This is a genomic window from Burkholderia sp. 9120, from assembly GCF_000745015.1.
Classification (GTDB): Bacteria; Pseudomonadota; Gammaproteobacteria; order Burkholderiales; family Burkholderiaceae; genus Paraburkholderia.
The window spans coordinates 3,777,736-3,803,284 of the sequence record NZ_JQNA01000002.1; the positions used below are offsets into that span (position 1 = coordinate 3,777,736).

The 25,549-nt window shown below is 62.5% G+C and carries 28 protein-coding genes; 16 read left to right on the forward strand and 12 right to left on the reverse strand.

The genetic code is table 11. From position 1 onward, the window contains the following. Position 1: 1 nt before the first annotated feature. From FA94_RS25130 to FA94_RS25150, 5 genes are all read left to right on the forward strand, one after another. A complete protein-coding gene (locus tag FA94_RS25130; RefSeq protein WP_035556294.1) occupies positions 2-1,228 on the forward strand; it encodes a M24 family metallopeptidase in 1,227 nt (408 codons plus the stop codon). Positions 1,229-1,320: 92 nt separating this feature from the next. Continuing rightward, on the forward strand, positions 1,321-2,358 hold the full coding sequence (locus FA94_RS25135; RefSeq protein ID WP_035556296.1) for an ABC transporter substrate-binding protein: 1,038 nt from the start codon (positions 1,321-1,323) through the stop codon (positions 2,356-2,358). Between the two features lie 143 nt (positions 2,359-2,501). Next, a complete protein-coding gene (locus tag FA94_RS25140; RefSeq protein ID WP_035556298.1) occupies positions 2,502-3,470 on the forward strand; it encodes an ABC transporter permease in 969 nt (322 codons plus the stop codon). 63 nt (positions 3,471-3,533) lie between these two features. After that, positions 3,534-4,367 (forward strand): quaternary amine ABC transporter ATP-binding protein, encoded by an 834-nt coding sequence (locus FA94_RS25145; protein WP_051980731.1) that lies wholly within the window; start codon positions 3,534-3,536, stop codon positions 4,365-4,367. 131 nt (positions 4,368-4,498) lie between these two features. Continuing rightward, positions 4,499-5,368: a hypothetical protein gene (locus FA94_RS25150; RefSeq protein WP_156126701.1), complete on the forward strand. Its 870-nt coding sequence runs from the start codon at positions 4,499-4,501 to the stop codon at positions 5,366-5,368. Positions 5,369-5,481: 113 nt separating this feature from the next. Here the strand turns inward: FA94_RS25150 and FA94_RS25155 are convergent, their stop codons facing one another. The 4 genes from FA94_RS25155 to FA94_RS25170 are packed head-to-tail and all read right to left on the reverse strand — an operon-like array spanning position 5,482 to position 10,009. Next, entirely contained in the window at positions 5,482-7,185 is a 1,704-nt protein-coding gene (locus FA94_RS25155; protein ID WP_051980733.1) for an ABC transporter permease, read from the reverse strand. Then, positions 7,185-8,159, reverse strand: a complete 975-nt coding sequence (locus FA94_RS25160; protein WP_035556302.1) for an ABC transporter substrate-binding protein — start codon at positions 8,157-8,159, stop codon at positions 7,185-7,187. The genes FA94_RS25155 and FA94_RS25160 overlap by 1 nt, the downstream gene beginning before the upstream one ends. Positions 8,160-8,172: 13 nt before the next feature. Further along, the gene (locus FA94_RS25165; protein WP_035556304.1) at positions 8,173-8,853 is read right to left on the reverse strand and encodes an ABC transporter ATP-binding protein; all 681 of its coding nucleotides are present in this window, start codon (positions 8,851-8,853) and stop codon (positions 8,173-8,175) included. 10 nt (positions 8,854-8,863) lie between these two features. Continuing rightward, positions 8,864-10,009: a porin gene (locus tag FA94_RS25170; RefSeq protein ID WP_035556305.1), complete on the reverse strand. Its 1,146-nt coding sequence runs from the start codon at positions 10,007-10,009 to the stop codon at positions 8,864-8,866. A 247-nt stretch (positions 10,010-10,256) separates the two neighbouring features. Between FA94_RS25170 and FA94_RS25175 the strand changes: the two genes are divergently transcribed. Further along, positions 10,257-11,273 carry a YncE family protein gene (locus tag FA94_RS25175; protein WP_035562989.1) on the forward strand — a complete coding sequence of 339 codons (1,017 nt, stop codon included), beginning with the start codon at positions 10,257-10,259 and terminating at the stop codon, positions 11,271-11,273. Between the two features lie 68 nt (positions 11,274-11,341). Continuing rightward, positions 11,342-12,349, forward strand: coding sequence for a sterol desaturase family protein (locus FA94_RS25180; RefSeq protein ID WP_035556308.1), 1,008 nt, complete (start codon positions 11,342-11,344; stop codon positions 12,347-12,349). Positions 12,350-12,439: 90 nt separating this feature from the next. On the opposite strand, the gene FA94_RS25185 is transcribed toward FA94_RS25180, so the two are convergent. After that, positions 12,440-13,237 (reverse strand): AraC family transcriptional regulator, encoded by a 798-nt coding sequence (locus FA94_RS25185; protein WP_035556310.1) that lies wholly within the window; start codon positions 13,235-13,237, stop codon positions 12,440-12,442. Positions 13,238-13,334: 97 nt separating this feature from the next. Here FA94_RS25185 and FA94_RS25190 point away from each other — a divergent pair, with 97 nt between their 5' ends. From FA94_RS25190 to FA94_RS25210, 5 genes are all read left to right on the forward strand, one after another. Beyond that, on the forward strand, positions 13,335-13,646 hold the full coding sequence (locus FA94_RS25190; protein ID WP_231585141.1) for a hypothetical protein: 312 nt from the start codon (positions 13,335-13,337) through the stop codon (positions 13,644-13,646). Next, positions 13,643-14,596 carry a quinone oxidoreductase family protein gene (locus FA94_RS25195; RefSeq protein ID WP_035556312.1) on the forward strand — a complete coding sequence of 318 codons (954 nt, stop codon included), beginning with the start codon at positions 13,643-13,645 and terminating at the stop codon, positions 14,594-14,596. Before FA94_RS25190 ends, FA94_RS25195 begins: the two co-directional genes overlap by 4 nt. A gap of 143 nt (positions 14,597-14,739) precedes the next feature. Next, on the forward strand, positions 14,740-15,201 hold the full coding sequence (locus tag FA94_RS25200) for a VOC family protein (RefSeq protein ID WP_035556315.1): 462 nt from the start codon (positions 14,740-14,742) through the stop codon (positions 15,199-15,201). 3 nt (positions 15,202-15,204) lie between these two features. Then, the gene (locus FA94_RS25205) at positions 15,205-15,561 is read left to right on the forward strand and encodes an ArsR/SmtB family transcription factor (RefSeq protein WP_035556317.1); all 357 of its coding nucleotides are present in this window, start codon (positions 15,205-15,207) and stop codon (positions 15,559-15,561) included. Then, positions 15,558-16,064: an SRPBCC family protein gene (locus FA94_RS25210; protein ID WP_035556319.1), complete on the forward strand. Its 507-nt coding sequence runs from the start codon at positions 15,558-15,560 to the stop codon at positions 16,062-16,064. The genes FA94_RS25205 and FA94_RS25210 overlap by 4 nt, the downstream gene beginning before the upstream one ends. A gap of 15 nt (positions 16,065-16,079) precedes the next feature. Here the strand turns inward: FA94_RS25210 and FA94_RS25215 are convergent, their stop codons facing one another. Next, a complete protein-coding gene (locus FA94_RS25215) occupies positions 16,080-16,727 on the reverse strand; it encodes a VTT domain-containing protein (RefSeq protein ID WP_035556322.1) in 648 nt (215 codons plus the stop codon). Positions 16,728-16,865: 138 nt separating this feature from the next. On the opposite strand from FA94_RS25215, the gene FA94_RS25220 reads away from it, so the two are divergent. After that, complete coding sequence (locus tag FA94_RS25220) at positions 16,866-17,393, forward strand: GNAT family N-acetyltransferase (protein WP_035556324.1); 528 nt, start codon at positions 16,866-16,868, stop codon at positions 17,391-17,393. A 144-nt stretch (positions 17,394-17,537) separates the two neighbouring features. On the opposite strand, the gene FA94_RS25225 is transcribed toward FA94_RS25220, so the two are convergent. From FA94_RS25225 to FA94_RS25235, 3 genes are all read right to left on the reverse strand, one after another. Next, positions 17,538-18,599 carry an alkene reductase gene (locus FA94_RS25225; protein WP_035556325.1) on the reverse strand — a complete coding sequence of 354 codons (1,062 nt, stop codon included), beginning with the start codon at positions 18,597-18,599 and terminating at the stop codon, positions 17,538-17,540. Between the two features lie 83 nt (positions 18,600-18,682). Further along, positions 18,683-19,000: an ArsR/SmtB family transcription factor gene (locus FA94_RS25230; protein WP_035562994.1), complete on the reverse strand. Its 318-nt coding sequence runs from the start codon at positions 18,998-19,000 to the stop codon at positions 18,683-18,685. A 168-nt stretch (positions 19,001-19,168) separates the two neighbouring features. Then, entirely contained in the window at positions 19,169-19,483 is a 315-nt protein-coding gene (locus tag FA94_RS25235) for a DUF6566 family protein (RefSeq protein WP_035556327.1), read from the reverse strand. A gap of 178 nt (positions 19,484-19,661) precedes the next feature. Here FA94_RS25235 and FA94_RS25240 point away from each other — a divergent pair, with 178 nt between their 5' ends. Continuing rightward, positions 19,662-20,042 carry a TraR/DksA family transcriptional regulator gene (locus FA94_RS25240; RefSeq protein ID WP_035556328.1) on the forward strand — a complete coding sequence of 127 codons (381 nt, stop codon included), beginning with the start codon at positions 19,662-19,664 and terminating at the stop codon, positions 20,040-20,042. A 63-nt stretch (positions 20,043-20,105) separates the two neighbouring features. Here the strand turns inward: FA94_RS25240 and FA94_RS25245 are convergent, their stop codons facing one another. Then, the gene (locus FA94_RS25245) at positions 20,106-20,780 is read right to left on the reverse strand and encodes an HAD family hydrolase (protein ID WP_035556331.1); all 675 of its coding nucleotides are present in this window, start codon (positions 20,778-20,780) and stop codon (positions 20,106-20,108) included. Positions 20,781-21,016: 236 nt separating this feature from the next. On the opposite strand from FA94_RS25245, the gene FA94_RS25250 reads away from it, so the two are divergent. Further along, a complete protein-coding gene (locus FA94_RS25250) occupies positions 21,017-22,405 on the forward strand; it encodes a cytochrome ubiquinol oxidase subunit I (protein ID WP_035556334.1) in 1,389 nt (462 codons plus the stop codon). A gap of 4 nt (positions 22,406-22,409) precedes the next feature. Next, complete coding sequence (cydB, locus tag FA94_RS25255) at positions 22,410-23,417, forward strand: cytochrome d ubiquinol oxidase subunit II (protein WP_035556336.1); 1,008 nt, start codon at positions 22,410-22,412, stop codon at positions 23,415-23,417. 90 nt (positions 23,418-23,507) lie between these two features. Here the strand turns inward: cydB and FA94_RS25260 are convergent, their stop codons facing one another. Together FA94_RS25260 and FA94_RS25265 are read right to left on the reverse strand one after the other, a co-directional pair. Then, on the reverse strand, positions 23,508-24,311 hold the full coding sequence (locus FA94_RS25260) for a family 1 encapsulin nanocompartment shell protein (RefSeq protein ID WP_035556339.1): 804 nt from the start codon (positions 24,309-24,311) through the stop codon (positions 23,508-23,510). Then, positions 24,308-25,399, reverse strand: a complete 1,092-nt coding sequence (locus FA94_RS25265) for a Dyp-type peroxidase (protein ID WP_051980735.1) — start codon at positions 25,397-25,399, stop codon at positions 24,308-24,310. The genes FA94_RS25260 and FA94_RS25265 overlap by 4 nt, the downstream gene beginning before the upstream one ends. Positions 25,400-25,549 lie beyond the last annotated feature (150 nt).

Genomic DNA, 25,549 nt, shown 5'->3' on the forward strand with positions numbered 1-25,549 from the left:
CATGACGATTATTCGCCCGACTCATCTTCCGGAAGATTGCGAACCGACCGCGGAAGAAATCGCGCAGATTCAACGCGACCGGCTCGCCGCCGTGCGCCGTGAACTGAAGAAGCGCGACCTCACCGCCGCGATCCTGTTCGACCCGACGCATATGCGCTACGCCACCGGCTCGCGCAACATGCAGGTGTATTCGATGCGCAATCCCGCGCGCTATCTGTTCGTGCCGGCCGAAGGCAAGGTCGTGCTGTTTGAATACGCGGGCTGTGATTTCCTCGCCGACGGCCTCGACACCGTCGACGAAGTGCGACCCGCTACCGCGATTTCCTACTACTTCTGTGACGACATGCTGGGTCGCGTCACCGAGCGCTGGGCCGACGAGATCGACGAACTCGTCAGGCAAAGCGGCGGCGGCAAGCGGATCGCGATTGAAAGCGCGACCTCGGCGGCGGCCTTCGCGCTGCAGGCGCGCGGCTATCAGATCAGCGACGCGCAGGAACCGCTGGAACGCGCCCGTTCGATCAAGGTGCCCAACGAGATCAAGATGATCCGCTCGTCGCTGCGTGCCGCCGAAGAAGGTGTGCGCCGGCTCGAAGCGGCGCTGGTGCCGGGCATTAGCGAAAACGAACTGTGGTCGTATCTGCACAAGCACATCATCGAGACCGACGGCGATTATGTCGAGACGCGTCTGATCAGCTCGGGGCCGCGTACCAATCCGTGGTTCCAGGAAAGCAGTCCACGCAAGATCCAGGCGGGTGAACTCGTCGGACTCGATACCGACGTCGTGGGCCGCTTCGGTTATTACGCCGATTTCTCGCGCACCTTCCTGTGTGGCGATCTGCCCGCCACCACGGCACAGAAGACGCTCTACACGCTCGCCTATGAGCAGGTGCATTCGAATATGGAGAACGTGCGCGCCGGCACGACCTTCCAGGAGTTCATCGCGAAGGCGTGGAAGATTCCCGGTCCTTATCAGGCGCGCCGCTATTTCGCGCTCGCGCATGGTGTGGGCATGACGGGCGAATATCCGTACATCGTCCATCGCGAGGATAACGAGGCCAAGGGGTACGACGGCGTGATCGAGCCCGGCATGACGCTGTGCATCGAAAGTTATATCGGTCATGAAGCCGGCGGTGAGGGGGTCAAGCTGGAAGAGCAGGTTTACGTGCGTGACGACGGCCGTGTCGAACTGCTGTCCGACTATCCATTCGAGAAACGCCTGCTGGCCTGAACGCTCAGCGCGGCCGCATTCGGAGACATTGCGGCCGACGTTTCCCATGCCAACCCATTCAATGCAATTCATTACTCCAAGGGTGATCCACGATGCAATGCAGACAACTCCGCGCGGTGCTATGCGCCGCCGCCATCGCCTTGACCGGCACGACCGCGCACGCCGCGGATAGCTGGTGCGCGCAAGGCAAGACCGTCCACTTTGCCGGTATCACATGGGAAAGCGGTTCATTCGCGACCGAAGTATTGCGGCAGATTCTGGAGAAGGGCTACGGCTGCAAGACCGACGTCGTGCCGGGTAGTACCGCCGCCACCGAAACCGCGCTCGCGCACAACGACGTGCAGGTGTGGGCCGAACAATGGACCGGCCGCAGCGAGATCACCGCGAAGGCGGTCGCATCGGGTAGCGTGAAACTGGTCGGCGATACCTTGCCGGGCGGTACGAAAGAGGGCTGGTTCGTGCCGGAATACGTGGTGAAGGGCGATCCGAAACGCGGTATCAAACCGCTCGCGCCGGGCCTCGTTGCCGTCACCGACTTGCCGAAATACAAAAGCGTATTCGCCGACGACGAGGAACCGGACAAGGGCCGCTTTCTCAACTGCCCGACCGGCTGGGATTGCGAGCGCGTGAATACGCGTCTGCTGAAAGTACTGAATCTGGACGCGACCTATACCAACTTCCATCCGGGCACCGGCGCGGCACTGGATGCGGCGATCGCCTCCGCGTATCAGCGTGGCGCGCCGATCGTGTTCTATTACTGGGGACCGGCCGCGCTGATGGCGAAGTACAAGTTCGTCGAATTGAAAATGCCTCCCTATAACGACGCCTGCTGGAAGACCTTGCGCGACGAGAGCAGCACGTCGCAGTGCGCGTCGTCGTACATGGTTTCGCATGTCACCGTCGGCGTGTCCACGCCGTTCTACGACGCCGACCCGCAACTCGTGTCCATGCTCAACAAGGTCAAGTTTCCGATGGACTTTCTGAACAGCACGATCCTCGAAATGAGCACGAAGAAACTCGATGGTTCGGCCATGGCCACGCAATTCCTGCGCGAGCATCCGGAGATGTGGAAGCAATGGGTACCGGCAGACGTCGCGTCGAAAGTGCAGGCCGGACTCAGCGGCGCCTGATCGATAGCTGAGTGCGATAGCGAAGTGCCGGACCGTTGTGACGTCCGACCGATTTCGACGGCGTGAGGTTCTCGCGGCTTCACGCCCGACCGCAGATGCGAGAGCGAGCTGACCCGCTGTCCATTTGCCGTGGAGGCTTGATCATGAATTCGTTTTTTCTGCATCTTTCGATTGCCGACTGGGTGAACGACGCCGTGCAATCGTTCGTGACCCGCTACGGCGACGGTTTTCATCAGTTCAGCATTACCGTGTTGCGCTATGTGCTGGTGCCGCTCGAAGGCGCGCTGCGCGCGTTGCCGCCGTGGCTGATCCTGCTCGCGGTCGGCGCGATCACGTGGAATGCGACCCGGCGATTGACCATCGCCGGGTTCTTTATCTTGCTGCTGTATGCGATCGGTTGCTTTGGGCTGTGGGAAAAGCTGATGCAGACGCTTGCGTTGATGCTGGTGGCCACCGTGCTATCGGTGTCGTTCGGTGTGCCGCTCGGCATTCTGACCTCGCGCAGCGCGTGGTTGCGTCGCGTGCTGTTGCCCACGCTCGACGTGATGCAGACGCTGCCCAGTTTCGTCTATCTGATCCCGGTGCTGATGCTGTTCGGTCTCGGCAAGGTGCCGGCGATTCTCGCGACGATCATCTACGCGTTGCCGCCGCTGATTCGCCTGACCGATCTCGGCATTCGTCACGTGGATGGCGAAGTGGTCGAGGCGGCGCGCGCCTTCGGCACCACGCGCTGGCAATTGCTGGTCAACGTGCAGTTGCCGCTGGCGCGCCCGAGCATCATGGCCGGCATCAACCAGACCACGATGATGGCGCTTTCCATGGTGGTGATCGCCTCGATGATCGGCTCGCGCGGTCTCGGCGAAGACGTGCTCGCCGGGATTCAGACGCTCGACGTGGGCAAGGGCATGCAGGCCGGCATTGCCATTGTGATTCTCGCGATCGTGATCGACCGTATCAGTCAGGGCTATGGGCAGGACCGTCGCACGCGGCGTCTGTTCGCGCAGCGTAAAAAGGCGAAGGCGGCCTCGCGGATTCCTTATCGCGTGAGTAGCGTGGAGGCGAACGAGCAGGGCGCGGCGGAAAGCGGACTCGAAACCCGCGCGGCGAAGTAATTGCCGCACCCGATAGCTCAATAGCCCATTAGTCGATTCAGAGCAAAGCACCAGGAGAGCGAGATGGCAGCGATCGAAGTCAAACACGTGTACAAGCTGTTCGGGCCGCCCACGAGTCACGCGCGCGTGCTGGATCTATTGCGCGGCGGTAAAGGCAAAGCCGACGTGCTCGCGCAAACCGGCTGCAATGTCGGCCTCAACGACGTCAGCCTGAACATCGGTTCGGGTGAAATTTTCGTGATCATGGGCCTTTCCGGCTCCGGCAAGTCGACGCTGGTGCGCCACTTCAACCGGCTGATCGAACCGACCGCGGGCGAGATCGTGATCGACGGGTCCGACGTCATCAAGCTCGGCGCGCAGGGCTTGCGCGAACTGCGCCGCTACAAGGTCAGCATGGTGTTCCAGAACTTCGGGCTGCTGCCGCATCAAACCGTGCTCGACAATACCGCGTACGCATTGCGCGTACGCGGTGAGAGCCGCGCGCAGGCCAACGACAAGGCGCGCGTGTGGCTCGGCAAAGTGGGCCTCAACGGTTACGACGAGCACTATCCCGACGAGTTGTCCGGCGGCATGCGTCAACGTGTCGGCCTCGCCCGTGCGCTTGCCGCGGATACGGACGTGCTGCTGATGGACGAAGCGTTCTCCGCGCTCGACCCGCTGATTCGCACGGAGATGCAGGATCAGTTGCTGCAATTGCAGGCCACGCTGAAGAAGACGATTGTGTTTATCACGCACGATCTCGACGAGGCGCTGCGAATCGGCAATCGCATCGCGATTCTGCGGGACGGCAAGCTGGTGCAGCAGGGTACGCCCGACGAAATTCTGACGCGTCCGGCGGACGATTACGTGAGGCGTTTCGTGGAGCGCCGTTCAGATCGGAGCGCGACGCGACAGTGAGGTAAACGCCGGCTCGCTGCAACGCGAACCGGTCTCACGGAATCGGATTCTGAATCGCTTCGCTTCACTGCGTTGTCACTCGGTACTCGTAGATTGGAGGGGCTGTACCCTTTCAATCCATGAGAACCGAAATGACAAAGATCAGATGGCATCATGCAGGAACCGTTGCCTTGCTATGCGCAAGCAGCGTCGCTCACGCGGGCACACCGTCGGTGGGCAGTCGTGAATACAAAGTACTGCTCAACCCCGCGAGTTTCGCGAGCCAGCCGGCGGATGCGGCCAATCGCTTTCTCACAGACCTGCAGGCGAGTCTCGCGGCGAACGGCTTCGATCGTACGGTCACCGGCAGCTTCGCGGTCGACAACGATCGCACCGTGCTGTACTACGATTCGCCGGGCACTTGCGCGGTGAAGCAGGCCGGCTATTCGATGCGCGAACGCGACGACAGCAGTGGCCGCAATATCGAACTGAAGTTCGGCTCGCCGAACCAGACGACCTCAGCGAATACCGACGTGAGCGGCAGCTCATCGAAGGCGAAGAGCAAACTCGAAGACGACATCACGCCGCCGTCGAACCAGACCTATTCGCATTCCACCAACGAACCGCTGTCGGACTCGAAGAACATCAATCATCTGAGCGACATCAAGGACCTGTTCCCGACCACGCACGTGTTCGACAGCATCAGCACTCAAACGCTGGTGCCGGTGAGCGGCCTGTCGATTCATGAAGTCACGTACGACGGCGCGGTCAGCGATCTCGGTCAGGAAGATGCCGACTTCACGATGACGGTCTGGTACGCGAACGGGTCGACGACGCCCGCGCTGGCCGAGATTTCTTTCGAGGTCGACGTGAACAGCGACGGTGTTTTCACCGACAAGGTGACCTCGCGTTCGCAACTCATGTTCAGCGTGATTCAGGGCATGACGAACTGGGTGCAGTCGCCGAGTTCGACGAAGACCGCATGGGTGTACAAGTATCAGCCGACGTTCTGCGGGCAGTAAGGCAGTAGGACGGTAGGGCGGTTCTGCGTTAATGCAAAGGCCACGGTATTAGCGCAGGACCCAGGCGAGTGCAGTGAAACTGATCAACTCATTGCACTCGCCTCTAATCACATTCAAGCTGCGTCGTCGAAACGTTTCGCCCAGCGTGCGCCGCAACCGAGCAACGCGCCGCTGATCAACAGGGTCACGGTGCCCATCGCCATTCCGTCACCGATCGAGCCTTGCTCGAACTGCTGCCAGATAAAGATCGACGCGGTTTGCACGCCGCTCGGCGCGAGTAGCAACGACGTCACCAGCTCACGCGAAGCGACCGCGAACACGATCATTACGGACGATATCAATGCCGGCGCAACCAGCGGCAATACGATCCTCAGCAACACGCGTGCGCTCGTCGCGCCATGCACGCGCGCCGCGGCTTCGAGTCCCGAACCGAGCTGACGCAACGCCGCGCTCGTATAGCGAATCGGATACGGCAACAGCAGGCAACTGTACGACAGCAGCAGAATGCCCCACGTGTTGTACGGCGTGACGGGCCAGATCGGCAGGTTCCACGCCAGAATCAACCCCACGCCGACGACAATGCCGGGCAGCGCATGCGGCAGCAGCGTCAACGCGTCGAGCGCGGCACGGCCCCGCAGGCGCGTTTTCACGACGACCCATGCGCTGAGAAAACCCAAGCCACCCGTCACTAACGCCGTCGCGGCGGCAAGCGCGAGACTCGTGCCGAGCGCGCTGGCGCCGTCGCTGCCTGCGGAAAGCGCCTTGAAGTGCGCGAGCGTGAGGTTGTTGATCGCGAAACCGCCCGACAGTGTGCGCGAAAACGCTGTCGTGACGATCGCGAACAACGGCGCGATCGCGGCGCATAGCGCAACGAAGCCGAACATCGAAAGCACCGGCCAACGCCAGCGGCCCAATTCGCGCCGTAACGTTGCGGTGGGTTTGCCGGTCTGCGTTTCAAAGTCGCGGCCCGCGAGCACTCGCCGTTGCAGCACAAAGGCCGCTAACGCAAGCAATGCAAGCAGCAGCGCGAGCACCGAAGCGCCGGGCAGATCGATCGGCCAGTCGGAGAAGCGTTCTTCGATCGACGTCACCATCAAACTGAAACCGGCACGCGAACCGAGCGCGGACGGCACGCCGAATTCTTCGATCGCCATCGTGAAAGTTAGCAACGCGCTGGCGGCGATGGCGGGCAGCATCAACGGCAACGTAATGCGCGCGAAACTGCGCCACGGGCCCGCGCCGAACACGCGCGCCACGTCGGCGAGGCGTCCGCCCAACGCGGCCAGCGTGCGCGACACCGAAAAGTAGACGACCGGAAACACGCCGAGCGTCATGGCCGCGACCACACCGTTGAACGAGAACAGAAAGCGGCCGAGATTCACGCCGGTCAACTGTTCGAGATAGCCGCTCGGTTGCAGCAGCAGAATCCAGCCGAACGCCGCGAGGTACGGTGGAATCAGAAATGGCGCGAGAAACAGCAGATCCCACAGACGCGCGCCCGGCAGCCGGAACAAACCACGCACGACGCCAAGCGGCAAACCGAGCGCCACGCTGGCGAATGCGACGCTCACGCCGAAGCGCACCGTATTGCCGAGCAAGGGGAGGGTATCGGCGCGCACCAGCGCCGCGCCGAATGCGCTAAACGGATGCGCGAACGAGCCGCGGTTGAGCAACGGAAAGATCGCCTGCAACACGACGAAGCCGATCGGCAACGCGATCAGCACGGCGAGCGCGGCGAGCAGCGGCGTCAGCAGCCAGGCCGAACCGCCGCGCGGCGCACCGCTGGGCGGCGCGGCGCGCAACATCACGCGAGCCATTAGTGATCGCCGAACAGCGCATTGAAACGCGCGAGCACTTCGGCACGCGTCTTGGTGTTCGAGCCGTCGTCCTGCGGCAGCAGCTTCAGATCTTTCAGCGGCGGACGGGTGCCGGCGATATCGTCGCGCGCCGGAATCAGCCATGCGTCGGCGACCAGCTTCTGACCTTCGTCGGACAACACGTAGTCGATGAACGCGCGTGCTTCGTTCTGCACGTGCGAGGTCTTGAGGATCATCATGGGTCGCGGCGCGATCACCGTGCCGCTGCTCGGAAAGATCACCTTGACCGATTCGCCGTTCGAGGCCGCGCCATACGCCACGTAATCGACCGCGCCGAATACCGCCGACTTCGCGCCTTGCAACACGGGGTTGATGGCCTGCGCATTCGGACCGAGCACGACCATGCCGTTCTTGTGCAGGCTGTCGAACAGTGACCACGCGGATTCACCCAGGCGATCCTGCAGGCCGAGCAGCAGATCGAGCGAGGCCCCCGAGAGCGCCGGATTCGGCGTGGTCACCTGATTGCGATAGGCGGGCGCCGCGAGATCGCGCCAGTCGTGCGGCTCCGGCTTGCCGGTGCGCGTATTCCACACGATACCAAGCGCGGAGATGCCTTGCGCGACATACGCGGGGCCTTTGAACATGGGCGACACGTGCGCGGCATTCGGGCTCTGATAGTCGAGCAGCCAGCCGCGTTTTTCCAGATCCTGCGCGGTGTCCCATGAAGCGGAGATCAACACGTCCGCATGCGGATTGCTCGCCTCGGCTTCGAGACGCGCCATCACCTTGCCGGTGGTGGCCTGGAACAGATCGACCTTGATGCCCGTCTTGCGCTCGAAACCGAGCGCCAGTTTCTTGCTGAGGTTGCCAGGTCCAGCGGTATAGACGGTAATAGAAGCAGCTTCGGCTGAGGCAGTGCCCAGCCCGAGGGTCAACGACATGGTGAGAATAACGAAGAAAATTGACTTGAACATTGTAGCGATTCCTTTACCGGTGAAGGACGCTTTCCACGCGCCCGTGTGCGAGCGTGACGATCGTATGGGCGAGGGCTTCGGCTTCCTTGCGCTCGTGGGTCACGTACACCGCGGTGGTGCCGAGTTGCGCGAGCAGGCCGCCAATCTCGTCGCACAGACTCGCGCGCAACTGGCTGTCTAGATTCGACAGCGGCTCGTCGAACAGCAGGATGCGCGGTTCGGCGACGATCGCGCGGGCCAGCGCGATGCGCTGCTGCTGGCCGCCCGACAACGCCGACGGACGCCGCGCGCCCATCCCGTCGAGACCCACGCGCGCGAGCGCCGCGGCGACCCGCTCGCCGCGTTCGCGCCGGCCGACGCCGCGCATTTCCAGCGGAAACGACACGTTGCCGGCCACCGTCATATGCGGCCACAGCGCATAGTCCTGAAACACCATGCCAAGACCACGCGACTCGGGCGGCACACAGGTCGCCGCATCGGCGACGGTTTCGTCGCCGAACATCACGCGGCCCGCGTCCGGTTTCAGCAGCCCGGCCAGCAGCTTGAGCAGCGTGCTCTTGCCGCAGCCGGACGGTCCGAGCAGCGCGAGCGTGGTGCCCGCCGGCACGTCGAGATCGACGCCGTCGAGTACGGCCTGCGCGCCGAAAGTCTGACGAAGTCCGCGCACGCGGATCGATACGCTCGCGCTATCCATCCTGCCGTCCTCAGAACGTGTGGCGAATGCCGGCCATCAGGCCGACCTGGTTCTTGCCTGCCACCACGTCCGTGGCGAAACCGTTCAGGCCGAGATTCGAGCCGTTGCGGTTCAGCGCATACGCGAGGTTCAGGTACAGATCGGTGCGCTTGGACAGGAAGTAATCCGCGTCGACCTGGAACGACCACGGATCGCGCGACGTGCCATAGAAGTTCTGGTACATCGCCGTGCTCGACAGGTTCAGCGCGGCGCTCGCGTGGTAGGTCGCGCCGAGCCAGTAGAGGCTGGTCGCTTCGACCGGTCCGGTGGAGAGCGTGCTCAGGTGGATCGCTTTCGAATTCAGGTAGCGGTAGCCGCCGAACAGATCCGTGGAAGCCAGCGCATAGCGCACGCCGACGCCGATACGCCGGTCGACGTTGCCTTCGTAACCGCCTGCCTTGGTGGTGTGCGCTGCGGTCGGACTGGTGCTGCCGCCGTTTTTCTGGTCGTACGCGATGGCGGCGCTGAGCGGGCCGCTCTTGTAGCGCAGGCCGGCTTCGATCACGCGCGCGTTGCGCGTGTCGCCCGCCGGTTGCGCGCCGTACGTGACATTGTCGTAACCGAGGCTGTACTGGACGAGCGCGGTGACCGGGCCGAAATGATGTTCATAGCGGACCGTGTTGTCGAGCCGGTCGGAGAACGCCGGGTCCTGCATCTTGATCGCGTAGACCGCGTTGCCGAGCGGGTTGTAGAGGCTCATCCAGTCGAGGAACAGGCCGCCTTGACGACCCAGCGACAGCGAACCGTAAGTGGTGTCCGACAGGCCCACGTACGCGAGCCGGCCGAATTCGCGGCCGCCTTGCAGCAGTGCGCCGCTGTCGACGTTGAAGCCGCTTTCCAGCCGGAAGAAGGTCTTCGCGCCGCCGCCGAGATCTTCGGTGCCGGTCAGGCCCCAGCGCGAGCCCGACAGATTGCCGGAGGTCAGGCGCGTGACGTCGTGCGTCTGGCCCTTGGTGGCCGAAGCATTGTTGAGAAATTCGACACCGGTGTCGATGATGCCGTACAGCGTGACGGAAGAAGAGGAAGAAGCTTCTGAGGCGGCGAAACTGGTGTTCGACTGACAGACGGAAACGGCCAGACAGCAGCCGACCGCCGCGATGCGGTAGGAGTGGTTCACGGATTGTGTCCTCTTTGGGATTAAGTTTGAGCCGTGAATGTAAGCTGGGCTTAAGTCAAATGAATGACAGCGTAACGTCCGGCATTTTTTCCGGTGTTTCCTGTGGCGAATGTCCGATTCGTGTCATCGGCGAGCCGGGTTGTCACGTTATGAAGGGACAGCCGTGCTTGCCGTCGTTGTCACGCCGACGCTCGCCAGTCTGCCCCTCATTCCCCATCGGTTCTTTTTCGCGCGCGAAATTCATCACATGTCATTTCCTCTTTCAACGATCACGACGATTTCCAAAGCAGGCGTGCGCGCCGCGCTGCTGTGCGGGCTGTTCGCGAGCGGGTTCGCGCAGGCCGCGGACAACGTCATCGTGCTCGATTCCGGCGAAGCGAAACTCTCGCTCGTCGACGAAGCCACCCACCAGGTGATCGGCACCGAGCCGACCGGTAAGGAGCCGCACCATCTGATGATCACGCCCGACGGCCGCTCGCTGATCGTGGCCGATTCGGTGTCCAACGACCTGATGTTTCTCGACCCGCACACGGGCAAAGTGCAGCGCCGCGTCGAAGATATCGAAGACCCGTATCAACTGGGTTTCTCGCCGGATCACAAGTGGTTTGTGACGGCCGGTTTGCGGCTGGATCGCGTTGATGTGTATCGCTACGACGGTCAGAACGTGTCGCTCGCGAAGCGCGTGCCGTTGTCGAAAACGCCGAGCCACATGACGTTTTCGTCGGATAGCCGCACGGTGTTCGTCACGCTGCAGGACACCGGCGAAGTCGCCGCGATCGATCTCGCGACGCAAACGGTGCTGTGGAAGCTGCATATCGGCAACACGCCGGCCGGTTTGTGGATGACGCCCGGCGATCGCTATCTGTTGATCGGTATGACGGGTGAAGACGACGTGGCCGTGGTCGACTGGCACAAGCAGCAGCTCGTGAAAAAGATCCCGACCGGCCGTGGCGCGCACAATTTCCGCAATCTCGACGACGGTCAGCACATCGCGGTGTCGAACCGCGTGGAGAGCACGATCAGCATTCTCGATTACAACACGCTGACGAAAGTGGGCGACATTACCGGTCTGATGCCCGGACCCGACGACATGGAGTTGTCCGCCGATCGCCGCTACCTGTGGGTGACGTTCCGTTTTGCGAAGCACGTGGGCATTATTGATCTGACGACGCGAAAACTTATCGACACGATTGCTGTCGGACGTTCGCCGCATGGCCTGTATTTCGCGAATCGCGCGCCGGTCACCGCGCCGAATCCGGATTGAGGCTGGAGGCCCACTGAGGCGTTAAGCTTCCGCTTTCATTACAGCACCTGTTTTCCAGAGGTTTTTCGATGATTCACGACATCCTCGCGCTGCTCGACAACGGCATCTCGGCGCTGCAAACGCTGCTGTATGTCGACGTCGTGCAGCCGTTCTTCTTCAAGTTCGGCTTGATGGGCTATGACGAAGACACGTACGACGCGCTGTACTGGGTGATCATCGGCGTGCTCGAAATCGTCGTGACGTATGTCGCGTTGCGGCCGCTCGAAGCGTTGCGGCCGATCGAGACCTGGCAGGATCGCAAGGCGCTACGCGCCGACGTGATCTACACGTGGATCGCCAAGCTCGGCATCATCAATATCGCGGTCTTTTTCATGCTCACGCCGGCGTTCAATCACTGGCAAAGCCTGATGGCGATCTACGACGTGCCGAATATCGACGTCGATAGTTTGTGGCCCGGCGTGACCGATCAGCCGGTCGTGTCGTTCCTGATCTATCTGATCGTGCTCGACTTCTTCGGCTACTGGTATCACCGCTGGCAGCACCGTTTCGGCGTGTGGTGGGAATTGCACGCGGTGCATCACAGCCAGCAGCAGATGTCGCTGTGGGCCGACGACCGCAACCACTTTCTCGACGACATCATCCAGGCCGCGTTTTTTGCGGCGATTTCGCTGTTTATCGGCGTGCAGCCGACGCAGTTCGTCGTGCTGGTCGCCGTCGGCAATTTCATGCAGAGCGTGCAGCACGTCAATGCGCGTTTGCCGTATGGATGGCTGCTGGAGCGCGTGATCGTCAGCCCGATTTTTCATCGCCGGCATCACGCGGTGGGGTATGGGCACGAAGGCACGCGTTATGGATGCAACTTCGGCGTGCTGTTTCCGTGGTGGGACATGATGTTCCGCACTGTCTCCTGGAATGCTACCGTCGAGCCGACTGGCATTCGCGATCAGTTGCCCGTGCCGCATGGCGCCGGCCGTTCGTATGGCACGGGGTTGATCGCGCAGCAGTGGTATGCGTTCGGCCGTATCGTGCAGCGTTTGCGCGGTCAGCGGAACTATGCTGGTGGGGCGGCTGAATAAGCTTGATAGGCGGATGAATGATTGACGGGGTAAGACGCCGAATCCGCGCGGCTCACTCCCGCACTACCTCGCCGACACACCTGATGCTGATTAACCCGGCGACGACTCTCGCGCTTCGGCCGCCAGATAGCGCCCAGGTGTCGTGCCCATCGCGCGGCGAAACATGTCGATAAACGCGCTGACGTTGTCGTAGCCGAGTTCGAGCGCGATCGTCGTGACGGGCATGCCGTCCGCGACAAGTTCAAGCGCACGCAGCAGGCGCGCCTGCTGCCGCCACTGCGCGAACGTCATACCGGTCTCCGCCACGAAACGACGGCTCAGCGTGCGCGGCGCCAGACCCGCCCACACCGCCCATTCATCAAGCCGGCGATTGTCGGACAGATCGCCGACCAGCGCGTCCGTGAGACGCACGAGCCTGGCGTCGTCAGGGCGCGGCAAATCCAGCGATTCCTCTTTCGACGCCGCGAGTTCGTCGACGATGACTTCCGCGATGCGCGTTTGCGCGTCGTCGAGTTCGACGCCCGGCCAACTCGCCACGCGCCGGACGGCTTCGCGCAGCAACGGCGTGGTTTTGATCGCGCGCGGCTCGCGCGGCAGTTGCTCGCAGCGCTGCTCGGTAATGAACACGCTCCAGCCGGAAAACGGTCCATAGGAGCGCACCGAGTGCTCGTAATGCGGCGGAATCCAGATGGCGTGGATCGCGGGCACGACCCATTGCTGTCGGTCGAGGCCCACCGAGACGAGCCCGCTCAACGCCCCCATCAGCTGCCCGCGCGCATGACTATGCGAGGACGTCGAACGCGCCTCGGTTTGCGTCAGTTCGGCCGCGGCGAGGAAAGGACCGGCCGGCGAGGTGACGAGATCCGGGCGAATCAAAGGTTGGATCATGGCCTGAATACCGTATTGATTGGCCTTTATACCGGAGACTGGCCGCTTTTGCACGCCTACACTGGATTCCATTGTGACCAGCAAGGAGTGCAGTGCGATGCGAGCTGAACAGGTTCTTCCCGATTCAATCAATCAGACCGAGATTGGCGGTACGACGATCCGCAAGGGCACCGTCGCGGCTTTTCTCGCCAATGCGCGTGTGTGGACCGATCCCAACGCGAGCGAAGCGGCGTACGCCGAGGCCGAAACCGATATGGTCGATGCGCTGCCTGCGTTGCACCTTCTTGGTTTGTTCGACGTGCTCGAGATTCGCGATCATGCGTTGCGCGAGTGGGTTCAGGTGCGGCAGCGCGCGCTTCAATCCCAAGCTTCAGCACAATCCCAGGCTAACAGCAAGGAAGCATCATGAAAGCAGCCATTGTCAAAGCGGCGGGCGAGGCGCCCGTCTACGCGGATTTCGATCGACCCGAAGCGTCGAGCGGATTGAGTGTCGTCGATGTGACGGCGTCCGCGCTCAGTCACGTCACCCGCTCCAGGGCGGCGGGCTCGCATTATTCGTCGACGGGCGGCTTTCCGTTCGTTGCCGGCGTGGACGGCACCGGTCGACTGGACGACGGACGGCGCGTCTATTTCTTCAAGCCGCAGGCGCCGTTCGGTGCGATGGCGGAACACAGCCTCGTCGCGGACACGCATTGCATTGCGCTGCCCGATACGCTCGACGACGTCACGGCCGCGGCAATCGCGATTCCGGGCATGTCCTCGTGGGCGGCGCTCGTCGAGCGGGCGGGTTTCGTGGCGGGTGAAACCGTGCTGATCAACGGTGCAACGGGCACCTCGGGACGGTTGGCCGTGCAGATCGCGAAGCACCTCGGCGCGGCGCGAATCATTGCGACGGGGCGTAATGCTGCTTCGCTGGAAGCGCTCAAGCTCATCGGCGCCGATGACACGATTTCGCTCGATCAGGAGGAAGCCAGCCTGAGCCGCGCGTTCGAAGCGGTGTTTCGCGACAGCGTGGACGTGGTGCTGGATTATCTGTGGGGCGCGAGTGCGCGGTCGTTGTTGATCGCGGCGGCGAAAGCATCGGAGGACGATCACCCGGTGCGCTTCGTTCAGATCGGCGCGATTAGCGGCGCGGAGATCGCGTTGCCGGCGGCCGTGCTGCGTTCGGCGGATATCAGGCTGGTGGGGAGCGGGATTGGCAGCGTTCCTTTGGCGCATTTGTTCGGGGCGCTGAAAGCGGTGTTCGATGCAGCGGGGCCTGCCGGCTTGCAGGTGACGACTCAAACGGTGCCGCTGGCGGAGTTGGGCGCGCATTGGGGGCATCCGGATAGTGCTTGCCGGACGGTGTTTGTGCCGTAGGAGGAGGGGGCACAACGCCTCGCTGCACGTTCACCTTTGTCTTTGTCATGACCGAACGCGATCGCTCATGTCGTCCTTGCCTTGTCGGTTTATTTAACTATAGTGTGAAATATTAACCGTAGGGTTTATCAAAGGAGGCAATCATGAGCGAATCGTTTGAACGTCCTTCGTTGGGGGCGTCGGTGTACTACCAGGACGCGTTTGCCGCGCTCGACTGGCTCGAAAAAGCCTTTGGCTTCGAGCGGCAGATGGTCATTACGGACAACGATGGCCAGTTGGCCCACTCGGAAATGCGTTTCGGCGACAGCTACGTGATGATCTGCCGCGAATGGTCGGAAGATGCGGCGAGCCCGGCGTCGATCGGCGGCAAGAATACGCAGTCGGTGCATGTGCAATTACGTGACGGTATCGACGAGCACTGTGCTCGCTCGCGCGCTGCGGGGGCGGTGATTACGCGTGAGTTGGCTGATCAGTTTTACGGCGACCGTGTGTATGCGGCTCGCGATCCGGAGGGGCATATCTGGAGCTTTGGGCAGACCGTGCACGAGGTGTCGCGTGAAGAAGCCGAGCGTGTCAGCGGGTTGAAAATCGAAGGCTGGGTGTAACGCATGGGACTGCCCGCGAGTGTCTCGCTCGATCGCACGCTGGCCGCGCTGGCCGATCCGAACCGTCGTCACGTGGTCGATCTGTTGAGCCGGCAACCCATGCGCGCCGGCGAACTCGCGCAGGCCACCGGCCTCTCGCCGCAAGCGATGAGCCGGCACTTGCGCGTACTGCGTTCGAGTGAGTTGATAGAAGAATCGCGCGGCGGCGACAGCGTCGACGCGCGCGTGCGGCTTTATGTATTGCGATCGACGCCGATGAACGAATTGAAAACGTGGCTCGAGCAGACCGAGGCATTGTGGTCGGAGCAACTGTTGTCGTTCAAGGCGCACGTTGAGGCGCACGTCGAGGCGCAGGGATGAGTTCGCGCGTGCAGGTGTCGCTGCGCGTTGCGGCTGCGCCGTCGCGTGCGTTCGAGGTATTCACGCGCGATATCGGCCGATGGTGGCGGCCTAACGGGCTGTTTCAATTCACGCCGCAAGGGGCGGGGGTGTTGTCGTTCGAACCGGCTGAGGAGGGTGGCGGCGACCATGGACGTCTGGTCGAAACACAGCCGGACGGCAGCGTGTTCGAGGTGGGCCGCGTCACCGTGTGGGAGCCGGGCGAACGTTTGGCATTCGGCTGGCGGCAGGCGAGTTTTTCCGCTGCGCAGCACACGCATGTCGAGGTGCGTTTCGAAGCGGTGGGCGACGAGACACGGGTGACGGTCGAGCATCGTGGCTGGGATACGGTGCCGCAGGACCATGTGGCGCGCCATCATTTTCCCGAGCGGGTGTTTCTATTGCGGCACGGGGAGTGGTGGCAGGTTTTGTTGGCCGCGTTGCGCGTGGAGGTTGGGGATGGAGTGCTACCGCCTGCGCTTTAGCAGAGCGGAACCGAATTAGCGGGCGCGCCAGCGCCGATTAACGAACCGCCACACCGCACTCACCAGCAACGACCCGACGCCAAGCCCCACACCCAGCAACACGATCGAACTCATATGATCGCGCACCAGGGGCACATTGCCGAACAGATAACCGGCGGCCACCAGCGACACAATCCACAGCGCCGCGCCCGCGCTGACGAACGACAGAAAACGCGCGAACGTCATGCGCGAAACGCCCGCGACGAACGGCGCGAAGGTGCGCACCACCGCAATGAACGGCGACAGCAGAAACGTCAGCCCGCCACGCGCTTCGTAAAACACATGCGCCTTGCGCAACGCGTTCTTGTCGAGCCAGCGATAGTCGGCGGTATAAACCTTTTCACCGATCGCGCGGCCAATCGCATAGTCGACGACGCTGCCGGCCACCGTGGCCGCGAACAGCACGGGGATCACGAGCCAGACGTTCAGCGCGCCGGTCGCCGCGAGTCCGCCGCAAATGAAAATCAGCGGATCGCCGGGTAAAAAGAACAGCGGCAGAAAACCGATCTCGACGAATATCACCAGAAACAGCATCGCGTAAACGGCGGTGCCGTATTGCACGATCAGACCGCTCAGGTGCTGGTCGAAGTGCAGGGCGACCTGCAACACATGCATCAGATCCATCTCGGGGCGCGGGGAAATTGGGATGTTCGGGAGTGTAGCCCGGTGGCGGCGCGGATACCTGTCTATTTCCTTGGAGAGATGTCAATATCGCTCAGTGTCATGCGCAAATAAAACCTGAAAAAAACCTGCGAAACCTTTATGCCACAAGCTTCTGCCGTTATCTTTCGTTTTGCCGCGCCGCCCGATGCGAACGCGATCCGAGCCATCGAATTCGAGGCGGGCCAGCGTTTCGCCAGCGTCGGCTTGACGGGCATTGCCGATGCCCCGCCGATGGATATCGAGCGTGTCGAGAGCAAGATCGCCGCGCGCGAGATCATCGTCGCCGTGGATGCCGATGCGACACGCGTCGGATTCGTTATGTTCGAGCCGCAAGCCACACGCATCTATATTCAGGAGCTCGATGTGCTCACGTCGCATGCGGGGCAGCGTATCGGCGCGGCGTTGATCGAGCAGGTCGCGCAACACGCATTGGACCGGCAACTCACGCAACTGATTCTGTCCACGTATCGCGAGGTGCCGTGGAACGCGCCGTACTATCGACGGCTCGGGTTTCGCGATATCGAAGCAGCGGAACTCGACGCGCATCTGATCGAGCGGCGCGACGCGCATATCGCGCGTGGGCTCGACGAATCGAAGCGCGTGTTCATGCGGCGCGATCTGGCGTGAGGCGGTGCGAATCAGGCATGCGGCCGGCGCAAAGAAAAACGCGGCGGATGGGACCGTTATTTCTTTCCGGTCCCATCCGCCGCGTCGTTTTTACCGCTTGCTACAGCGAGCGCGCTTCCATGTAGGCGGCGCTCATTTCCCCGCTCATTCCACCGTTTCCAGCGCCGGATAATCCACATACCCGGTTTCACCGCGCGCATAGTACGTCGACGGATTCGGCTGGTTCAGCGGCGCATCCGTTTCGAAGCGGCGCACCAGATCCGGATTCGCGATGAACAGTTGGCCCCAGGCCACCGCGTCTGCTTCACCCGCGTCGAGCACGTGTTGCGCGCTTTCCTTGGTGAACTTTTCGTTCGCGATGTACGGGCCGCCGAATGCCTGCTTCAGTTGCGGGCCGAGGCGGTCGTCGCCGAGCGCTTCACGAGCTGCGATGAACGCGATCTTGCGCTTGCCGAGTTCGCGAGCCACATAACCGAACGTAGCGGCCGGATCGGAGTCGCCCATGTCGTGCGCGTCGCGGCGCGGCGCAAGGTGCACGCCCACGCGATTCGCGCCCCACACGTCGATGCACGCATCGGTGACTTCGAGCAGCAGACGCGCGCGGTTTTCGATCGGGCCACCGTAGGCGTCGGTGCGCTGGTTCGTGCTGTCCTGCAGGAACTGATCGAGCAGATAGCCGTTCGCGCCGTGCACTTCAACGCCGTCGAAACCGGCCGTCTTCGCGTTCTCGGCGCCCTTGCGGTACGCATCGACCAGACCGGCGATTTCGTCGAGCTCCAGCGCGCGGGGCGTCACGAACGGACGTTCCGGACGCACCAGGCTCACATGCCCTTGCGCAGCGATCGCGCTCGGCGCAACCGGCAATTCGCCGTTCAGGAACACCGGGTCCGAAATACGGCCAACGTGCCACAGTTGCAAAAAGATCTTGCCGCCGGCGGCATGCACCGCATTCGTGACGAGCTTCCAGCCTTCAACCTGTTCCTGCGACCAGATGCCCGGCGTGTCGGCGTAACCCACGCCTTGCGGAGTGACCGAGGTGGCTTCGCTGATGATCAGGCCGGCGCTCGCGCGCTCGGCGTAATAACGCGCCATCAACGCGTTCGGCACGCGGATTTCTTCAGCGCGCTGACGCGTCAGCGGCGCCATGATGATGCGGTTCGACAGCGTGATATCGCCAATATGCAGCGGATCGAAAAGAGTCGGCATAACAGTTCACCTTCGGCAACGAGCTTGTGGCCCCGCCTTAAAAAATACGTGATGAAAAAAGCGTGCTGACGCGAATGAAGTCCTCAAAGCTGCTCGTTCATATGCTCGAGAAAGGCCTGAATGACGGGCTCATTGCGTTTGAAAAACACCCACTGACCAACCCGCTTCGACGTGACGAGCCCCGCGCGCTGTAAGGCCGCGAGGTGCGCCGACACGGTGGACTGCGACAGACCGCAGCGGGCGTCGATCTTGCCGGCGCATACGCCGTGGTCGAGCGGCAACTCCTGATCGGCGAAATGCGCGTACGGTTCCCGCAGCCAGCCGAGAATCTCCCGGCGTAACGGGTTGGCCAGCGCTTTGTGAATCGCGTCGATGTCGGGTGTCGTTCGGGTCGGTTTCATGGTTGTCAACAACACGCAGGCGTGGAACGCCGGTTGGCGCCCATGCATCTGCATCGCTACAAGACGAATCATATATCGTATTTTGACGATATGCTTGAAGACACTACTCTCTATGTGGGCGATAGGTGCGGGCAGGGCTTCAACGGCGCGCAAGCGCCGACGCAACTACTACGCAATGAACTTGCCGCTACGCGCTTCTTCGGCGTCGCGGAACCAGGTTTCCGCGTGAGAGCGATCGGACACCCACGAACGCGCTTGCGGCGTATTGAACTCGCGATCGATGAACCGGCGTCCCCATTCGATCCCATCTCTCGCCGCTTCTTCTTCGGTGAGCCATTGGGGTTGAATCGTCGCCGGACGAATATCGACGACGGTTCGCGCGCCGTGACTCACGCTCACACTCGTGACCCACGCGCCGAGCCTGTTTGTCTCGGGGTGGACGATGATTTTGAACTCGCCGTAAGAAACAGTGCTTGCCGGCATTGCGTTCTCCTTTAGCCGCTCTCTGCTTATAGATTAGTTGAAACGGTACGCCGCGCGAGGGGTCAAAAAGGCAGGAAGCCGGTTTCTACATTAATCTGAAGAAGCCGACACGCGTGCAACGCCAACGCGGGCAACGCGGACAAAGCCGGACAACGCAATCAAGCCAAGGGAGCGAATCATGGCCGACCAACAGAGCGACTTGAGTGAAGAGTTCATCGCGCAGCAGCGCACGCGCCTTATGGCGCTACGCCGGCAACTACTAGGCGGTGAAGAGAACACCACTGCGGACGAGCGCACGGCTCACGAGGAGCACGGCGACGAAGCCGAAGAATACGAAGACGACGCGCAGGACATGGCGCAGAACGAGATCACCCAGTCGCTGCACGATGTGAACGACCACCGCGTCGCCGATATAGAACGCGCGCTGCAGAAGATCGACGAAGGCACCTACGGTCTGTCCGACGACAGCGGCGAGCCGATCCCGAAGGCCCGGCTCGAAGTCATGCCCGAAGCGATCCTGACCGTGGCGGAGCAGAGTCGCCGCGAAGCGGGCCAGTGAGCGCGTTTCAACGCGACTCACCGTGGTTTTTGCTGCGTCTCGAAGCAAATTGCCGCGGGCCTGTCAGGGTCTCGCGGCAACCTCATCCAGATGTTCCAGCAGATCGGCAGGATCGTCGTAAACGCGCAACGCGCCGGCACGTTCCAGTTCCTCCGTGCCATATCCTCCCGACAACACACCCACGCCGAGTGCGCGGCAGCGCTTGGCGGCCAGCATGTCCCAGATACTGTCGCCGACCACCACGCTTTGCTCGACCGGCACGCCGAGCCGGATCGCCGCGGCAATGAACAGATCCGGGTCAGGCTTCGCGTATTTGACGTCGTCGCGTGTGACGACCACGGCTTTGGCCGGGTCGACGCCGAGCGCCTCCAGATTGACCGCCGCGGTTTCCATCCGGCCGCTGGTTGCCACTGCCCAAGGCGTACCGGCTTTCGTCAGCGCGGCGAGCAACTCGCGTGCCCCCGGCAGCGGACAGACCTGATCGCGTAAGCGCCGATACGAAGCGGCGTGCGCCTGGCGCAGCCGTTCCTGGAGTTCCGGACTGATCTCCTTGTGCGTTTCGCGCAGCAACTGATTGGTGAACAGGCCGCCGCTCATGCCGATCTTGCGGTGAATTCGCCAGACCGACAGCGGAATGCCTTCGCTATCGAGCGCTTCTTTCCACGCCAGCACATGCTGATAAACGCTATCGACGAGCGTGCCGTCGAGATCGAACAGGAATGAGGTTTGAATTCGCATCGTGAGCTCCCAGGGCAATTCGGTGCGGAGATCATAGCAAGCCGGTGTGATGTCATGCACTCGCGGATGCAACAGGCGGGCAGGTCGCCGGGCTAAAAAAATGCCCCTGAAAAGGCCCGGGCCGCCGCGTTCCGTCGCCAATGGCAGCCTACGCGCCACGCAATAGAACATCAGGTGATAATCAGGGCTCCCGTCGTTACGCAAAAGCCGTTGCCACCCGGAGCCGCCGATCCATCATGGAACTCTTCGATGCTTTCCATCTCGCCAGGCTGCAGTTTGCGTTCACCGTATCGTTTCATATTATCTTTCCCGCGATCAGCATCGGCATGGCGAGCTTTCTCGCGGTGCTGGAGGGGCGCTGGCTGCTGACCGGCGACGTCGTTTATAAAGACATGTTCCTGTTCTGGTCGAAGATCTTCGCGGTCGGCTTCGGCATGGGCGTCGTGTCCGGCGTGGTGATGGCTTACGAGTTCGGTACCAACTGGAGCGGGTTCTCTTCGTTCGCCGGCAACATCACGGGGCCGCTGCTGACCTACGAAGTGCTGACGGCGTTCTTTCTCGAAGCCGGCTTTCTCGGCGTCATGCTGTTCGGCTGGCAGCGCGTCGGTCCGCGCGGGCACTTCTTCGCCACGCTGATGGTCGCGCTCGGCACGCTCATTTCGACCTTCTGGATTCTCGCGTCGAACAGCTTCATGCAGACGCCGCAAGGCTTCGCCATCGAGAACGGCCGGATCGTGCCGGTCGACTGGTTCAAGGTGATTTTCAACCCGTCGTTTCCGTATCGTCTCGCGCATATGACGATCGCCGCGTTTATCGTCGCGGCCTTTATCGTCGCGGCTTGCGGCGCGTGGCATCTGCTGCGTGGCCGGCGCGACGGCCCGATCACGCGCAGTTTTTCGATGGCGCTGTGGATTCTGCTTCTGCTCGCGCCGGTGCAGATTTTCGTCGGCGACGCGCACGGCCTCAACACGCGCCAATATCAGCCGGCCAAGATCGCGGCGATCGAAGGGCTGTGGCAAACCGAGAAGGGCGGCACCGCGCTCAATCTGGTCGGCCTGCCCGACATGGACGCGGAAGTCACGCGCTACACGCTGCAAATACCGCACCTGGGCAGCCTGATTCTGACCCATAGCTGGGACGGCGAAATTCGCGGACTGAAGGAGTTTCCCGCTAAAGACCGCCCGTATTCGCCGATCATTTTCTGGACCTTCCGGATCATGGCGGGTCTCGGCATGCTGATGCTGCTGACCGCGCTGCTGGGGCTGTTTCTGCGGGTGCGCGGCCAGTTGTATGAGACCCGCTGGTTTCAGGTGCTCGTGCTGTGCATGGGACCGTCGGGCCTCGTCGCGCTGCTGGCCGGATGGATCACGACCGAAGTCGGCCGCCAGCCCTGGACGGTGTACGGCGTGTTCCGTACCGAAGACTCGCTGTCGCCGATCAGCGCGCAGCAGGCCGGCGTGTCGTTGCTGATCTTCGTGCTGGTGTACTTCCTCGTGTTCGGCATGGGCGTCTACTACATGCTGAAGATGATGGCCCGCGGACCGGAGGCGCAGGTCGACAGTCCGCCGTCCGTCAAGCATCCGGTATTGCGGAATCGTCCGCTCGACGCGCTGAAAGGAGAGTGACGCCATGCAAATCGATCTTCCCGTCGTGTGGGCTGCGATCATCGGCTTCGGCGTGTTTCTCTACGTGATGCTGGACGGTTTCGATCTCGGCATCGGCCTGCTGTTTCCGTTCTTCGAACAGAAAGCCGACCGGCAAGTGATGCTCAATACCATCGCGCCGGTCTGGGACGGCAACGAGACCTTTCTCGTACTCGGCGGCGCCGGACTCTACGGTGCGTTCCCGGTGGTCTATTCGACGCTGTTGCCGGCGAACTATCTGCCGCTGATCCTGATGGTGGTGGGCCTGATCTTTCGCGGCGCGGCCTTTGAACTGCGCGCGCGCGCCACGCGCACGCAGCATGCGTGGGATCTGGCGTTCATGGCCGGTTCGGCGTTGGCGGGTTTTTGCCAGGGCATCGTGCTGGGATCGCTGCTGCAAGGGATCAAGATCGTCGACGGCCGGTTTGCCGGCGATCCGTTCGACTGGTTGTCGCCGTTCAGCCTGTTGTGCGGCATCGGTGTGCTGACCACTTATGCGACGCTCGGCTGCGGCTGGCTGATCCTGAAGACCGACGGCGACCTGCAGCGCCGCATGCGCGAAGTGATGCGGCCGCTCGTGAGCGTGCTGCTGGGGGCCATGGCGGTAGTCAGTCTGTGGACCGTGATCGGTTTGCCGGCGGTCGCGCACCGCTGGTTCGGCAGCGGCAAGCTCGGCTGGTTTCTGCCGGTGCCGATCCTGGTGGTGGCCTGCGTCTGGGGGATTTTTCGCACGCTGCGGCTACGGCATGAAGCGACGCCGTTCCTGCTCACGCTCGCGCTGTGTTTTCTCGGCTACAGCGGCTTGCTGATCAGTATCTGGCCGAACATCGTGCCGCCTTCGCTGACCATCTGGGAAGCCTCGTCGAGCCATTCGAGCCAGTTGTTTACGCTGGTCGGCACGGTGATCGTGCTGCCGGTCATTCTCGTCTACAACCTGATGCAGTACCGCGTATTCCGCGGCAAGGTGCGCGAGGGTGATGCCGGTTATCACTGAGTGGTTTGATACGTGGCGCCATCGCCGCGTGTGCGGAACACGCGGCGATGGAGCAAGCGACGGACTGCAGGCGCGGTTTATTTAGCCTGACTACTCAGCCTGACTCAACGTCACCGACGCTTCGCTCGTCAGCATCAGGAAGGTCAGCGTTTCGCGCAGATAGAGGCGCACCGTCGTATCGGTATGGCTCACATAACCGATCGACACATCTTCGCCGAGATGCAGTTCGAAGTCGCCGCCGCGCATGGACAGCACGCTGCCGCCAGCGAGCGCCGGCGCCCAGATAATCTCGCCGTTCACGATCCGCTTGATGTGTTCGAGGATCGGATAGCCCTGGTCGCGTGCTTCGCCGAGCGCCGTGTAGGCATCGGCGCCGAGCAGCACGGAATAGGGACCGTCCACGCCGGCCAGCCGCAACTGTTCGAGCGCTTCGCCGATCGCGTTCGGATAATCGCTGATGTCGGCCGGTAGCGCGAGCAGCGGATTCGACGAGCCTTCGCGCAGTCCGCCGATACCCGCCGCCTGATAGCCGTCGAAGATCGCCCGGTCTTCGGCATAGGCGAGCTGCCTGGCCGCTTCTTTCGCGGGTTGCCAGTCGGCGTCTTTCGCGCCGCGCAGCACGCTGTCGATCGCTTCGCGCTGCAGTTCGAACGGCACGGTCAGTTCGACCAGACTTTTGACTTCGGCCAGTTTCGCCACCACGCCGTCCTGCGGCGCGCCGATCGTGGTCTGATGCCCGGTGCCGACGCCGGACAGTTCCGTGCCGCCCGGACCCTTGACGTCGACCACCCGGCGGCCGGCTACGCTGCGTTTGAAGGTGCGCGCCACTTCCTCTTCGAGTTGCGACCAGGCGGCGCGGGAGATGGGGGCCAGCTCGCGATGCAGATTGTTCATGTTGGGCGATTCCCTTGAGTGATTCCCTTGAGTGAGCCAATATTCAGCGAGCCTTCGTGATGCGGCTCGGTGGATGAAGACGTGTCCGGCGGCGTGTCGACCGCCGCGGCGGCTTGCGGCTCGCGGTCCGCGAGTTCGTCGAGCATGGTGGCCGACGGAACGAAGTACAGGCTGCCGGTCGTCGCGCGGCTGTAGTCGAGCAGCCGGTCGTAATTGCCCGGCGGACGGCCGACGAACATGTTCTCCAGCATCTGCTCGATCGGCGCAGGCGAACGCGCATAGCCGATGAAATACGTGCCGAATTCGCCCGAACCAGGGCGGCCGAACGACATGTTGTCGCGCAGGATTTTCACTTCCTTGCCGTTCTCGGTCAGCGTGGTCAGCGAGCTGTGCGAGCGGGACGGTTTCACCGAATCGTCGAGCTCGATATCCGACAGTTTCTTGCGGCCGATGATCAGTTCCTGAGTCTCGACGGGCAGCGCGTTCCAGCCCGCCATGTCGTGCAGGTACTTCTGCACCAGCACATAGCTGCCGCTCTCGAAGTCCGGGTCTTCGTCGCCGATGAGGGTGAACTGCACCGCCTCGCGGCCCGCCGGATTTTCCGTGCCGTCCACAAAGCCCACCAGATCGCGCATATCGAAGTAGCGGAAGCCGTGTACTTCGTCGACCACGGTTACGGCGTCGCCGAGCGGCGCCAGCAACTGGGTGGCGAGCTCGAAACACAGGTCCATGTGTTCGGCGCGAATGTGCAGCAGGATGTCGCCCGGCGTCGCGATGGCCCGGCGCTCGCCCGTGCCGAATTCGCGGAACGGATGCAGGCGGGCGGGGCGCGGCTCGCCGAATAGCATGTCCCATGCGTCGGAGCCGAAGCCGCACACGCACGAGAGGTCGCCGGACGGCACGCGCTTGCCGACGGCGCGCACCAGCGCGGCGACGTCGCCGGTCCACGCGCGCACTTTTTCCACGGCGTCGCTGTCGCTGGAAAGGGTGGCGACCAGGAAGATCGCGCTACGGGTGAGGTCTTTACAGATGCCTTGCGGCTCCGGGGGATCGGCGCGCTCTGGAGTGTCGAGGGGTTCTTTAGTCATCGGATTGAATGTGGGTAGGTCGTGACGAATTCCGATCGCAATGGAACGACTGTCGCCAACGGATGTTATACCGACCGCGTATTTCATGACCGCTACGCTGCCTATGTTCGAACTCGCGCACCTTGCGCGCAGGCATCCCGGATGCGGGCT